The following is a 15,632-nucleotide window of genomic DNA, read 5'->3' as shown; positions in this document are numbered from 1 at the left end:
AAGTCATTCTGATAGAGTTGTGGTAAAATGACCTAAGACAATTCGTAGTAGCAATCACTATTCATACGGTATTGAGTAGGTTTAAATAGGTTAATTTGAGTGAATTTTTAACTATAAATGATGGATGAATAGCTCTTATTTTTCCTTAATTTTGTTCCAGACATGCGGACCCATATCAGTCTGTTTCTTATGGTCTTCTAGGTATTGCTTTAATCCATCTTTTGCAAAATAAAGGACACAAAATTCCCGCGGGAATTTGTGCTGCTTTTGTTGTTGTTTTAACACCCCTGGCTATTTATGGGTTTCAGAAAGGAATGGGTTGGTGGCCAGATGATACACCATATCAAAGCTATCATACTTATATTAAATGGCATTGGATATTTATGGAATCAGGTACTTTGATTGTAGGAATAATTATGGCCTGGAACTATCGTTATCCTTTTCTAATCATGCCTATAGCAGTAACACTCTGGTACATGTCTATGGATCTCACTTCTATGATTGCTGGAGGGGGATTCAACCCAGAGCTTGCCGCCATGGTTTCCGTGTGTTTTGGATTTATTACCGTCTTGATCGCCTTTTGGGTTGATATCAGATCCCATAATTCCGCTGACTATGCCTATTGGCTCTATATATTCGGGGTATTGGCTTTTTGGAGTGGGATGACAGCACAAAATTCAGACAGTGAGTTAGCCAAATTGACCTATCTTTTTATTAACCTGGTTTTGATTTTTTTAGGTGTCATTTTAAACCGAAAAGTCTTCGTGTTATTTGGGGGCTTAGGAGTATGTTGTTACTTGGGTCATTTGGCATTTCAGGTGTTTCAAAGCAGTTATTTATTCCCTGTCGCGCTGACTTTTTTAGGATTTGTAATCGTTGGTTTAGGGATTCTATGGCAAAAACATGAGCAGGAGATGACCAATAAAATGCGTTCAATACTTCCCAAACCCTTAAAAGAGTTATTAGAAACAAGAGAGCGGCTATAAAGAGCTCTCTTGTTTGGCTTTTATACAGCTAAATAACGTGAGTTATGGATAAGGAACTCAGATTTTACCATGCTCCGTTCGGCCTGAGGAGGGCTTTAGCCCGTCTCGAAGGCTAGGCACTGGGCCAAAACCCTTCGAGACGGGCTAAAGCCCTCCTTAGGGTGAACGGATCGAGGGGGTGACTGGGTTTAATAAGCTTCTTATACATAACTGACATTAAATACGTATAAATATTTTATAACGGTATAAAATTGCAACGACCAGAAAATTCAAGATTAAAAAAATGATTGAATAAAATAAAGCAGCATTCTCGGCTCCAAACCCGCCGAATAAATGGTCGGATATAACAGCTCGCATATTATCGAGACTTCCATTTTTCAAAGGAAGATAGAACATAGACTGAATTTTTAACAAAGTAACATGCAATATAAAAGCAAATAAGGCATTCATCCCAAATATTTTCAATGGTAATGCCCATTTCGTATAACCTAAAATATCAATAATTAAAAAACATAAGGCAAAGGTAATTAAAGCACAGCCCCCAGTCCATAATACAAACGAACTCGTCCATAAATTTTTATTAATTGGGAAACTAAATCCCCAGAGCCAACCCAAAAACAAAAAAATACAACCCATAAGACTCAGAAGATAGCATTTGTTTTTATTACTTAACGAGGTTAGCAACAAATGACCCGTCAGAACACCTGACAAAGTGGTGGCAATCGCAGGAATAGTACTTAAAAAACCTTCCGGGTCGTACGCCTTTTCAAATAAATGAGCTGAAGAAAAAAGCATCTGATCAAAATAGGTAACCCAACTCCCTTCAATAGTCAGCTGGTTAGGACCAAACCCCGGAACAGGAACTTGCGTCATAGTAAACCAGTATCCCAACAGAATGCACAGAAATATCAAAACCTGGATTTTTATTGTGGTATTAAGGTAGATAAGAGCGCACACTAAATAACAAACCGCAATTCGTTGCAAAATCCCATACACCCTAATGGTTTCGATATTAAAATGGTAAGGAATTGCATTCAAAAGGACACCAACACAAAATAAAATCAGACTACGCTGTACTACCCCACTGTATAGGTCAAAACTGGATTTCTGGATACTTTGATAGTTTAAACTTACTGCACTGCTTAACCCAACAATAAAAAGAAAACAGGGAAATACCAAATCGGCCAAGGTACACCCATTCCAGGAAGCATGTTCAAGCAGTGGGTAAGGAGATCGAGTTCCCTGACTGTTCACTAAAATCATTAAAACAATAGTTAATCCTCGGAATACGTCTAAAGATAAAATACGTTTTGCTTTAAAGGAATTACTCATCATCGTAACGTCTCAATAAGTCCGAAAAAAATACTTCCCCAACTCCCGAGGTTATTGAGAAGTTGCTCATTACTCATGTGCTCAAAAAGTTAGATTATCATTTTAGACAAGAGATCAGAAGGTGAAAGCTGCAACTAGTCGAAATTAATTGCTCCTAAACTGGATAAACATAAATTTCTTGCCGAGCAGTTACGTTCGCCTAATGCACTGCAGGCTCAATTTGACCATGTAGTTTATTTTACATCACTTCCAGGGTAGCGAAGCAAGCCAAAGTTCAGCACTCAAAACTCTGGGTTGCTCTGAAACGCTCCGAATTGACGGAATTTGGGGATCAGATTCAGCATCTCCAATGCTTTTTGATTTAAGTGTTTTAAATCCTAGCTATCCATTAAAACCGTGATATCGCGAGCATCAGACAAGCCGTGATCGTCAACAACTCTTACAACAAAGCTACCCGGTTTAGCCCTCCATAAAAAAGGCTGATCGGGTTTGGTTTCAGCGATAAACGCTTCATTAATAAACCAGTATAAATGAGCAATACCTCCATCCGTTACCGCACTAAAAGGGATCTTGGCATGGGATTTTAAATTGGCGCGTATAACATAACGTACACCTGTTTGAGGTGAGGTGATTTGCGGAGGAGTTCCTGCGTTTCCGGTTAGAGCACAATCTGGCTCAAAAAAAGGTGGTGTATGTCTTTGAATACCCGCTTTTTTGAAGATTCGTAACAAATCTGAAGGCCAAAATTCAAAAATTTCAAAACGTGTATTGTCATCTATATGGCAGGTGCGCAGTCCGGTTTTATTATTGATTGCAACTTCTCTGAAAATAGTATCTGTTTTAATTGGTGATTTACCCGGTATAAACCAGGTCCATTCAGTATCCAAACAATAGCGTGTAGGTAACATTCCAGAGGCCTTGCATACCTCTACTTTGCGTAGATTCATTTGTTCGGGGTGTTTTTCAATACTCGTTAAAAGTCCTCTTTCCTGCTTAATTGCATCTACTAGCTCAAAAAACAAAGGAGCAGCAATGTCTTTGCCCACAAAAGAAGGGTTGGCCTTGTTATCAAAATTGCCGATCCAGACTCCCAGAACATAAGGACCAAAAGTACCAACTGTCCAAGCATCTCGATAACCTGAAGAAGTACCTGTTTTCCATGAGACCGGCAATTGAGAAAAATTTTGGGAAGTTAAATCATTTCTGGGCGTATTTTTTAACATATCCAAAACCAAAAAACTTGCCTCTGGACTAAGCAAACGATGCCCCTTTCCCTTGTTCTCTTCTTTAATCAAACGTATGGGATACCAAACACCTCCATTAACTAACATGGCGTATAGACCTATTAATTCTCTCATTGTTAGCTCAACACCACCTAAATTCAAAGATAAACCATAATAAGATTCAGCTCGCAAGTGTCCTACTTGTGCTTGCTCCAGTAATTGGTGTAACGATGGGTTGGTGAGCTGACTGGAAAGATCAACAGCCGGAATATTACGACTTAAAACCAAAGCATCTTTTGCCTTAACAGGTCCCATAAAATCATAATCAAAATTTTCCGGATTGTAGCCACTAAAGCTGTGGGGTACGTCTTTCAAAACCGTATTCGGATGAATTAAACCTTGATCCAGAGCTAATCCATATATAAAAGGCTTTAGAACAGATCCCGGAGATCGCTTTGTTTCAACACCATTAATCTGGCCACCAATTTTTTTATTAAAAAAATCCGCTGAGCCCATCAGGGATTTAATGCCCATATCCCGAGTATCAACCAATAAAATCGCAGCATTATAAACACCCAGACTTTTTTTCCTTGCTAAATAATGACGTGTGATACGATCTACAATGGTCTGAGTTCGATAATCCAGAGTTGTATCTATGCTTTGAAAGTGCAAAGATCGAGTGCTCAAAATCATGTTGACCATATGAGGCGCATGAAAAGGTAAATGATGGCTGTTTTGCATCACTAAAGGTAAATGAAACATCATTTTTTGAGAGTTATCTTGAGGATATTTTTTGAGCCACCGCTCAAATAGGCGATCTCTAATCTTCTTTAAATTACTGTTATCAGGAGTTCGCTTTCCTGGATTTTGAGGAATAATGCTTAAAGTCAATGCTTCAGGCAAACCTAGTTGATTTACAGGATTATTAAAATAAATCAAGCTCGCAGCACCCACTCCTTCTATATTTCCACCATAAGGTGCTAGATTTAAATAAGCTTCCAGTATTTGATCTTTGCTGTAATGCATTTCAATTTGCAAAGCCCAGATAATTTGCAACAACTTTCCAGATATTTTTTTTGAATTAATTCCATAACGGATTCGAGCTAATTGCATTGTTATTGTTGAAGCACCCATTCGACGTGATTTCAGCGCATAGGTTTGCCAAACAGCTTTGAACAGAGCAAAAGGATTTAAACCAAAATGCCAGCGAAAGTATTGATCTTCCTGTAATAGAGTGGCTGTAATCAACTGTTTGGGGATTTGCGATAAGGGAGTAAACAACCTGAATTTTTCATCTTTACTCAAGGTTAATCGTAATAATTGATGATGATCATCATATACCGTTCTAGAAAAACTGACCTCTTCGAGCAACAAAGGATTGGGTGAAAAAAATAATATTAAATACCCACTGACAAACAGTGAAACAAGGATTATGCTAATAATCTTAATTATTTTTTTCATAATCGATATTATGCATCAAAAAGAGTAAATTATATTCAAATATTATATAAATCACATGAGAATGCAGATGAATTGAAAAAATAAACGCCATACAGCATTATTTCATGCTATTCGCTTTAAACCTAATAAACAGTCATCTCAAATGGGTAAACTATGAAAAAAAATCCACGCTCTTCAATTCTAAATGGACTTTGCTCCGCATTTTCTTCTGTGTTTGGAAAGTTGAATTGGAATAGTCCTCCCTGGATGAATCACCAGCACCAAAAAGCAAAGAGCAACCCTAAACTGTTTTGGGGAACCACCTCACTGATTGTTGTTTTACTTCTTGCTGCGGGATATGGAGCCTATTGGTATAAACATCGTCCTCAACCAACCTATACCACGGCATCAATTACTGTTCCTGAAATAACTCCGATAGCTGACAATGATACCCCTCTTGTTCCTAACAACTTAATTATAGATTTTGGCATCAAAAACAATGGATTTACTAATCAGTCAGTTGCCCCCATCAATTTAATTGGTAAAACAGTTACTGACGGCATAGAAATGACGCCTAAAATAGCGGGTGATTGGAGTTGGTCCAGCGATAGTCAATTAGTCTTTGTCCCTTCTGAAGACTGGCCTGCAGGACAAAAGTATACCATTCATTTTTCCCAAAATTTCTTTGCATCAAAAACTAATATGGAACGTTACGACTTTTCATTCTTTACCAAACCATTTGAAGCAGAGATAAGTGACTTTAAATTCTATCAGGATCCTGTTAATTCAGAAGTTAGAAACGCTGTAGCAAACATTCATTTTAACTTCCCTGTAAACCCGGAAACTGTTGAAAAAAATACTTCTTTAATGTTTCAGGCAATAAAAAATGGAGCATTGGATCTGCATGCGAAACCGGTTAAATTTTCTTATACTTTCGATCAGCATAATCGAGTTGCCTATCTGCACTCAGAAAACATTAAAATAATCGATGTAGCACGTTATTTGGTATTAATTATAGGTAAAAATATAACCTCTTCAACTGACTCAGCGAAACTTAAAACAGACACAGTCTCTAATTTACTGATTCCAGATACCAGTAACTTCCTCAAAGTACTCTCCGCCTCTGCGTCAATAGTAAGAAATGATAAAGACAGACCCGAACAAATTTTAACCATTGAAACAAGTTTGGGGGTTAATGAAAAAGATTTTAACAAATCTGTCCATGTCTACTTATTACCGCAAGACTATCCAGCCACTGCAGCAGAACAAGCCAAACAAAATTATCAGTGGCAAAATCCAGGAGAAGTAACCAGCACTATTCTGTCTTTAGCGACTCCTTTGACCAAGGAGGCTATACCGACAGAGCAAAACTATGCCACGTTGCATAGTTTTAAGTTTGCCGCCCAAACACCGCGATATTTATATATTAAAATTGATAAAGGAATGAAAGGATTTGGAGATTTTACTTTAAGTAATAATTATGCGACCGTTATAGTCATCCCTGAATTTCCCAAAGAAATCAGCTTTTTACACAAAGGGTCGCTATTAGCCTTGAGTGGGGAGAAAAAACTTTCCGTTCTAGTTCGTGGGGTGCCTGCAGTCAAATTTGATTTTGCTCGAGTATTACCTGCTAACATCAATCAACTGGTTAGCCAAACGCAAGGTGACTTTAATAACCCTTATTTTATTAACCCCTCATTTAATCAGCAGAATATCAGTCAAGTATTTTCTGATGTTCAACACTTTGACAGCTCAGATTTGACCAAACAACAATATACAGCCCTTGATCTAAGCAGATATCTTACAGTTGATGCGAATTCATCAGGACCACAAGGCTTATTTTTATTACAGGCCACTGGATGGGATGTTGCTAACCAACTCCCACTAGATGTAAAAGCCAGTCGCTTAATCCTGATTACTGATTTGGGCATGCTGGTAAAAGATAATAACGACGGCAGTCATGACGTATTTATCAACTCCATCACTCAAGGAACCCCAGTCGCTAATGTTACAGTAACTGTTTTGGGTAAAAATGGCTTGCCTATCTTATCGCGTTTAAGTGACAGTCAAGGACGGGTTAGCTTCCCTACCCTTAAGGATTTTGTTGAGGATAGAGAGCCGATTGTTTATATAGCCAGCATCGATAATGACGTTTCATTTATCCCCTTCAATAATTACAACAGACAATTGAATTTTAGCAAGTTTGACATTGGGGGAATCTACACAAATAGCCAGGAATTACAAAATTTAACGGCTTATTTATTCTCTGATAGGGGCATCTACAGACCTGGAGATACAGTACACATAGGTATAATAGTAAAACAAGCCTATGCACAAAAACAACCGGCGGGATTACCCCTCCAAGCTACGATTGTAGATTCAAGAGGAACAACACTAAAAGATCAAAAGATTACTTTGAATGACACCGGGTATATGGAGCTTGACTTCACAACTAATGCCAACTCGCCAACCGGTCAATATATGGTTAACTTGTTTTTAGTAAAAGACAACCATCCACAAAATCTCTTAGGTAGCACATCGGTTCGTATTGCAGAGTTTCAGCCAGACCGAATGCGTATTACTTCAAATCTAACCCCTCTCTCGTCCGAAGGATGGATTTCACCGACAGGCTTAAAAGCTCACGTAGGACTATGGAATTTATATGGTGCGCCTGCAACTGATCGAAAAATCAGCGCCAAAATTTTATTGACCCCTGAGCAAATTAAATTTGCCAATTATCCGGACTATATTTTTGCTGATCCCCTTCTGGATCCCAAAAAACCCCCAAAAGTGTTTACTGAAAATCTGACTGACGTTAAAACAAACGACCAAGGCCAGGCTGAATTTGATTTAAATCTGGATCGGTTTGAAAAAGCCACTTATCAACTTTCGTTTTTTGCAGAGGGTTTTGAAGCAGATGGTGGTCGGAGTGTCACCACCCAATCCAAAGCTTTAATCAGTCCTCTACCCTATTTTATTGGATATAAACCTGATGGTGACTTATCGTTCATTAAACAAAACAGCATTAGAAATATCAGTTTTATTGCTGTTAACCCGCAATTAAGTACAGAAGAGGTTACGAATTTAAAAATTCAGTTAGTTTCATTACATCCGGTTACAACCCTGGTTAAAAAAGCCGATGGAACTTATCAGTATCAATCAATTATGCAATCAACACTGGTTAGTACCAATCCTTTTGCACTTGAGGAAACAGGGGCTTCATATCAAGTCCCAACCCAACAGATTGGTGAGTACTCCTTAAGTATTCTAGATAAAGATAATACAGTACTTAGCCAGTTAAAATTCAGTATTGTTGGGGCAAGCCAAAAGCCCATGGCCAAAAATGCTGAATTAACCATTAAATTAAATAAATCTGAATATAAAGCGAACGAAGATATTGAATTACAAATTACCGCCCCTTATACCGGTTCAGGTCTAATAACCATTGAGCGAGATAAAATCTATGCTTTTCAATGGTTTAAAACTGGGACGACCAGTTCGGTACAGACAATTCATATACCTGCAGATTTCCAGGGCAATGGTTACGTTAATGTGGCATTCATTCGCGATTGGGAATCTCCTGAGTTATTTATTAGCCCTCTAAGCTATAGCGTTGTACCCTTTAAGGTGAACCATGACAATCATGATATTAAAATCGAATTAAAAACGCCCAAGCTAGCCCGTCCTGGTGAGCAGTTAACAATTGACTATCAAACAGATAAACCTGGAAAAATAATTGTCTTTGCTGTGGATGAGGGCATCCTTCAAGTGGGACGTTATAATACCCCCGATCCCTTATCTTTCTTTTTTCAAAAACATGCTCTTGAAGTACTGACCCAACAAACCGTGGATCAAATTCTTCCTAAATTCATTCAGGACAGAGAGCTATCCGCAGTTGGAGGCGATGGTAGTGAAGAAGATATGGGAAGTCGACTTAATCCATTTAAAAGAAAAACAGATCTACCAGTAGTGTATTGGTCTGGAATCATTGATACCGATACGACGAGTCGACAATTGGTTTATCAAATTCCTGATTATTTTAATGGCACTATTCGTGTCATGGCTGTAGCTGTATCAGCTGACTCTGTTGGTTCAAAAGATGCATCTGCAGAGATCAGAGGAGATTTTATTATTAATCCGAATGTCCCTACCTTTGTAGCTCCTGGGGATGAGTTTGTAATCTCATCAAGTGTTGCTAACAATATCAAAGATTCGGGTGAGCATACGCAAGTTACCGTGGAGCTTACTGCTACCCCGGAAATAGAAATTATAGGCAGCGCGAACCAAACCCTGGAAATTAGTGAGGGACATGAGCAGACCGTTCACTTTAAATTAAAAGCCAAATCATTATTAGGAGCTGCCAAGGTAACCTTTACCGCTATAGCAGACGATAAATCCAGTCGTATGGATGCCTCTCTTAGTATTAGGCCTGCGATGCCTCTCATCACTTATATTAATAGCGGCACTTCTCACGACGCTAAAACGTCACTGGATATCATGCAAACACTTTACCCTCAACATCGCAATGTTGATGTGACGATGTCTACGAGTCCTTTAATCCTGGTGTTTGGATTACAACGTTATCTGGATAATTACCCTTATGGTTGTACCGAGCAATTGACCAGTAAAGTCTTAGCTTTGCTGGCCATGAACAGTCAATCCTGGTTTACGAAAGACAGCCAGCAAATCAATGATAAGGTAAACGCTGCAATTCAAATGCTCAGTCAGCGCCAAATGTCGAATGGAGGCTTTAGTTATTGGCCAGGCTTGGCAGAAAATGAGGGGAATACTTTTTCTTCTGTCTATGCAATGCAGTTCTTAACTGAGGCGAGATCTCAAGGTTTTACCGTCTCTAACGACCTATTCTCTAATGGTATAAGCTATCTTAAAAATCTGGCAAGTCAAAATGCATCTGATATGGATGCAGCAAGAATTCAAGCTTATGCAATTTATATTTTAACCAGAAATGAGATAGTAACGACCAATTATCTGGCTAATCTACAGTTGTACTTACAGCAAGACAGTACGAGAGCGTGGCAAAAAGATATTACAGCTGTCTATTTAGCAGGTTCGTACCAATTGCTAAAAAGCTACGACGATGCGAATCAATTAATCGGCCTCTACCAACCACAAAGGAAACAGACATTTGATACCGATTTTTATGACAGCAATATTGTCGATGCTCAATATCTTTATATTGTAGCCAAACATTTCCCTGATATATTAGCCCACGTGGGCGATAAATTGGTAATGCAATTAGTTAAAGCCATCAATAATAATGAAATTAATACCATATTATCTGGCTACACTAGTTTAGCGCTAAGTGCCTATCAGCAAAATGATGATACAGCCAACTCTCATTCGACGCTGTCAATAACTGAAACACTGAATAATAATCAAGAAACAACCCTGCCCCCCGGAGATGGTAACTATCAAAAAGTTACTCTTGATACTGATATCAAACAAATCAGCTTGAGTAACCCTGATAAACAAACCTTCTTTTATCAGTTAGTACAAGCTGGTTTTGACAAAACACTGCCAACCATCCCCTTAAAACAAGGTATAGAGATCTTTAGAGAGTATAAAGATGAAAAAGGTAATGTCATCAACTCAACAACTTTAGGTAGCGAAATTGAGGTGCATATCCAAATCCGCGCCTTGGATAATGCCTACCTGACTAATATAGCAGTTGAAGATCTTTTACCAGGTGGCTTTGAGGTAGTTCGTGATTCAGTGAAAACTGATCCTATGGATTTTTCTGATGCACGTGAGGATAGAGTAAATTACTTTGGCAGCATTGACTCTACAGCCAAGCAAATTACTTATAAAATCAAAGCAATAAATACAGGAAAATACATCGTTCCTCCTGCTTATGCAGAAGCAATGTATAATCCAGACACTAAAGCTCGTGGTGCTGCTTCAGAAATTACTGTGACTGAGGTTCCATAAAGAAAAAGTGCTCATTTTAAAGGCGTTTGCAAGGACGCCCTTCTTATTTGTGCAAGCGGGATTCAGAATCAAATTATGGATGGTATTTAACGAGAGTTATGGATAAAAAACTTAGATTTTACCTTGCTCCGTTCGCCCTGAGGAGTCGCTTTAGCGACGTCTCGAAGGGTTTTGGTACAGTGCCTGGCCTTCGAGACGGTCTAAAGCCCTCCTCAGGGCGAACGGTTCGAGAGGGTATGACCTCGAATTAATGTACTGTTTTGTTTCTTATACATAACTAGCAAATTTCTGCCAGACCGATTAAACCTGCTTGATTAATACGCTCCCAGAATTGTTCCCACCGACCTTTGTTTGATATCAACGCTCTTAAATGCAGAACCATTGAAATACCCTGATTCTTCCACTTCATTCCTGATTGGCAGAGGCGCTGTTTAATAAGAGTCTTGCAAGCCGCTTCGGTAACACTCGAGCCAAATTTTCCGCAGTGAAGTATCGATTGGGTGCATGGCATGAGAGGCTTCAGCAAGATATTCAGTTGCATGAAAAAAATCAAGCACTTGATATTGAGTATGGCGCTCTAAAAAATCCCAATTCACTCGTGCACCATCAGCAATACCCACATAGGTTGCGTTAGGGTATTTCAATTTAATGCGGTATACCTCTCGCTCAAGACGTTCCAAAAAGTTCGCCTTACCATATTCTAGGGCTGCCCTAAATAAATAGTATGCAACCGTTCTCCAGTGTTACTGTACAAAGTAATTGTCCCAGTCATCGCTTCTCGCCAACCTTCATTGACCATGAGCACACAAGTACCATCAAGACTCACAGATACCTTAGTAACGACGTCATCAAATTTGGGTATTTCATACATCCAGTCTGTTTCCACAGCTTGAGCAATTGAGCCCACCACATCCACAATATTTTGTAGAAAAAAACGGGCTACTGGACGGCCATGATTGGTTTTAAAATCATCCATGACCTCTTGTGCACTGAGTTGTGGGTATTTACTAGAAACTTGTTTAGCAAAGCGTGGCGTTGAACTGATAAGAGTTCGTGCTCGTTCATCTAAAGGACAGTCGGTTTTTCCTCCAGATGACGTTTGATAAACGTAACGCTCCAAATGAACAGCACCATAAGGTGTCTCATAACATTTAATGCAGGTATTACAGGAAAGGCGCCTGCGCTTGTCCGGGAAAAAAACGCGTATCGGATCCATTGATAGGGGCTTCCATTTTTTAGGCATCCAATATCCAAAGACGCAACCCTTGGATAACACCATAATAACACAGGCTGTTGTAAACGTTCCTAATACGGAGCAAGTTGAGCAAAACCAATCCAAACCCCGGGGGGGGGGTAGAGACATTTTGGCAACCCGAAAAGCAGCCTCTTTTGCAAACACACATTGTTCCTCATGCACGAACATTGCGCAAAGCGCGCGAGCAAGTTAAATGGATGGTCAAAGATGGGGTTTCTCCCCTGCGCATCATCAGTTACTTGCATCGATGGTGTATGTGGTGGGTGAGAACAGCAGCACACTGGTTATACCAGGACTTGCTTTTATGGTTTTTGGATTCATGCTGGGATGAGCATGTGGCGGTTTGCGCCGCCGAGCTTCTTCATCGACATAGAGCCAAATCGGTCATATCTGATAAACTTGGTGATGATTATCAGCAGTCATCTGGTCTTCAAGTTGTGATTTGAGATCGATAAAATCGGTTGTTCTTACTTTACATAATGCCGTCATGGCATCCAAATCACGCGCTGGCCACCCCGCCCCGCCGCGCCCGCGCGCCCTCGCCCCGAGGCCTTTATATATTGCAAAATCAACCGACAACTTAGAATCAACACTAAACCAATTTTCATCCTTTTCAGTAGCCAAATTATAAAATTGTTTCGATGATTTTGGCTGTGAGGTAAACTTAGGCACAGGATAAAATGGCTCATTAGAGCAGTATTCATCAACAACATGCATAGGTAGTCGTTTTTGTGCACCACCAACACCTTCTCGCCACTGATTATCAATGGCATCCCAATTTTTTCCCCCTGGCGCGTTTATCGAATCTACTTGTGTTTGCAGCTCTTTGATGATGGTATTTTCGAAATCAAAATGCTTTTCAGTGATTGTTTTTCCATTAAGGGGTCCTGTGGAAGAACTGACAAAAAGTGGGATTTCAAGATTAGGCCCAACAATCCGTGCAATTTTATAGCAAATAGTTAAAAATGCACGCGTTACTTAAGTAACTTTCCAAAAATGCTGTTTTAAATGTTTTTCCAGTTCCTCAACCATTGCTGCAATATTAATATCACCATTACTTTTTTTAAAACTGTACTTTCCGGTAAAGGCAATATGCGCCCAAGCAATAGGTGATATTCTAATAAACTCATCAATAATGTCTTGGCTAACCCCTTCTTTAAGCATTTTTTCATAAATAGTATTCAAAATAATACCGTTGTAGGCAATGATGCAGTTTGCAACAAGTCTTACTGCATGTGCGCTGACTCGATTGTTAACAATTTTCTTTCCCTTAAAGACCCCACGATAAACTTTCCTAATGAGACCTTGCAATTGGTGATAAGCCTCTGTCCGATTTCTTGCCGCACGTATGGCCTTCCTAAGCGCCATGTTATCTATTAAATTTAATACATGCGTACTTTTTAATATTTTATTGGTATCCTGTCAGAATCGCCGGGTAAGTGTCTGCCACTGAGTCCGGATTAATCCGAGCCGCGCGCGTCAGCAAGCGGAATTCTTTAAAAATATTCAAAATACCTATTGACACGGTTTTTCTGTAAAACTGATGTTTTTCCATATCAAACGTAAGTCATGCAATATGCATGCCCTAAGATCCCCAAGATCACAATGTAGCCCCTTTCACTAATAAAACATCTCCCTCCTGAGGTCAGATTTTTTCTTAGCCCTTAGTGGCGTTAAAACTCGAAAAATGCGTTCAAAAAAAGTCATGTTATGATTGCCGTATCAGCATTAGTAACGCAGTGGTAGATGATGAAACGCCAAGAAATCAAACAAGTTTTAGATGAGTTAACAAAAGATATCGATAGTCTTGCCGACAAAAAGGCCGTGACTATCATTAAGGTATTGGTTAATTTGGTCGAAATGCTTGCCGAAGAAAATGCTTTGCTCAGAGAGGAAAACCAAGTATTACGTGATGAGATAAACCGCCTTAAGGGTGAACAGGGCAAACCTAATATTCGCGGTCAATCCAAAGGTAGCAATGGCGATAATACAGGCAATTCCAATCATTCATCTGAAGGAGATCGCAATAAACGTGGTAAAGGGAACAATAAAAACACAGGCAAAGACAAAAAAAACGTACGTATTGATAGACGTGTTACGATTGCTCTGGACAAAGCAACGCTGCCAGATGACGCCAAGTTCAAGGGTTTTGAGATTCGAATCATCCAGGATCTAAAAATCATCACGGATAATGTTGAATTCAAGCTGGAAACGTATTACTCACCATCTTTGAAAAAAACCTTTATTGCGCCGATTCCTGGCGAATATAAGGGCAGTGAATTTGGTCCTGGGGTTAAAGCGCTGGTCATCACATTATACCGTGATGCAGGGATGACGGAGAGCGCCATTGAGCGCTTTTTAAAAACATGTGGTATTCAAATATCACATGGTAAAATTGCTTCCATGCTGACAGAAGGCAATGATATTTTTCATCAGGAAAAAGAAGATATTGTCGATGCCGGTAGCAACGCAGGCTTGTACCAGCAGATGGATGACACAGGCAGTCGTGTTAACGGCAAAAATCACTACACCCATGTTTTATGTAATGACTTTTTTACAGCATACTTCACTCGTCGTAAAAAAGATCGCTTGACCTTATTGGAGTTGCTGTGTCGAGACCAATTAAAGTTTATGTTTAATCAGGAGGCTTATGAGTTAATGGATGAGTTTGGTCTCGCAAAAAAATGGTTGGATCAAATTAAACCAATGCTGCATGCACAACCCCTCACACGTGAATCAATCGATAGTTTGATGGGAACACTTTTTCCAAATCCAAAAAAACACAGCACGAATCGACGCATAATTCTTGAGTCAGCAGCTCTTGCCTATTATCAGCACTCGAAATACTTCATCCATTATTTAATGACAGATGATGCGCCTCAGTTTAATAAATTGGCCCTACATCATGCGCTGTGCTGGATCCATGAAGGTCGTCATTATAAAAAACTCACTCCATTCTCAGATATGAATCAGAATATATTGGCTGTATTTCTTGAGCAATTATGGGATTTCTACCATGCATTATTGACTTACAAGACGGCTCCATCTCAATCAATGGCCCAACAACTATCAATGCAATTTGATACTTTGTTCGCAACCACGACAGGCTATGATGTTTTAGATCAACGCATTGCAAAGACACGTGCTAAAAAACAAGCGTTATTATTGGTGTTAGACCATCCATTTCTGCCATTGCACAACAATGCCTCTGAATTAGGGACACGGTTTCAAGCAAGGATACGCGACATCAATCTCCAAACGGTCTCCCAAAATGGCACCAAATCAAAGGATACGTTTGCCACGATTGTACAGACGGCCAGAAAACTGAAAGTTAACGTTTATCAGTATATTTACGATAGGGTGACTAAAAAATTTGAAATGCCATCATTGGCTGAATTAATCTTACTTAAAGTGCGGCAGGTTCCATGCACCACATAAGCATCTCGA

At 39.4% G+C, this 15,632-nt stretch carries 5 protein-coding genes and 3 pseudogenes; 3 read left to right on the top strand and 5 right to left on the bottom strand.

All coding sequences use genetic code 11. From position 1 onward, the window contains the following. Positions 1 to 173: 173 nt before the first annotated feature. Positions 174 to 986, top strand: a pseudogene (locus HRS36_RS09040) (DUF2157 domain-containing protein); the annotation flags it as partial. Between the two features lie 216 nt (positions 987 to 1,202). Here the strand turns inward: HRS36_RS09040 and HRS36_RS09035 are convergent. Beyond that, entirely contained in the window at positions 1,203 to 2,321 is a 1,119-nt protein-coding gene (locus HRS36_RS09035; protein ID WP_173237053.1) for an acyltransferase family protein, read from the bottom strand. Between the two features lie 374 nt (positions 2,322 to 2,695). Continuing rightward, entirely contained in the window at positions 2,696 to 5,002 is a 2,307-nt protein-coding gene (pbpC, locus tag HRS36_RS09030) for a penicillin-binding protein 1C (RefSeq protein WP_173237052.1), read from the bottom strand. Between the two features lie 153 nt (positions 5,003 to 5,155). Between pbpC and HRS36_RS09025 the strand changes: the two genes are divergently transcribed. Then, a complete protein-coding gene (locus tag HRS36_RS09025; protein ID WP_173237051.1) occupies positions 5,156 to 10,930 on the top strand; it encodes an alpha-2-macroglobulin in 5,775 nt (1,924 codons plus the stop codon). A gap of 277 nt (positions 10,931 to 11,207) precedes the next feature. Here HRS36_RS09025 and HRS36_RS09020 read toward each other — a convergent pair. The 3 genes and pseudogenes from HRS36_RS09020 to HRS36_RS09010 all read right to left on the bottom strand — a co-directional run. After that, positions 11,208 to 12,083 (bottom strand): annotated as a pseudogene (locus tag HRS36_RS09020) (ISKra4 family transposase); the annotation flags it as partial. A 486-nt stretch (positions 12,084 to 12,569) separates the two neighbouring features. After that, positions 12,570 to 13,067: pseudogene (locus HRS36_RS09015) on the bottom strand (F-box protein); the annotation flags it as partial. Positions 13,068 to 13,163: 96 nt separating this feature from the next. Beyond that, on the bottom strand, positions 13,164 to 13,553 hold the full coding sequence (locus tag HRS36_RS09010) for a Tn3 family transposase (RefSeq protein WP_267313898.1): 390 nt from the start codon (positions 13,551 to 13,553) through the stop codon (positions 13,164 to 13,166). 378 nt (positions 13,554 to 13,931) lie between these two features. Here HRS36_RS09010 and HRS36_RS09005 point away from each other — a divergent pair, with 378 nt between their 5' ends. Continuing rightward, positions 13,932 to 15,623 carry an IS66 family transposase gene (locus HRS36_RS09005; protein ID WP_173235423.1) on the top strand — a complete coding sequence of 564 codons (1,692 nt, stop codon included), beginning with the start codon at positions 13,932 to 13,934 and terminating at the stop codon, positions 15,621 to 15,623. The last annotated feature ends 9 nt before the right edge of the window (positions 15,624 to 15,632 follow it).

This window comes from Legionella antarctica, assembly GCF_011764505.1.
Classification (GTDB): Bacteria; Pseudomonadota; Gammaproteobacteria; order Legionellales; family Legionellaceae; genus Legionella; species Legionella antarctica.
The sequence above is the reverse complement of the archived record's forward strand: the minus strand, read 5'-3'. Positions and strand labels throughout refer to the sequence as shown.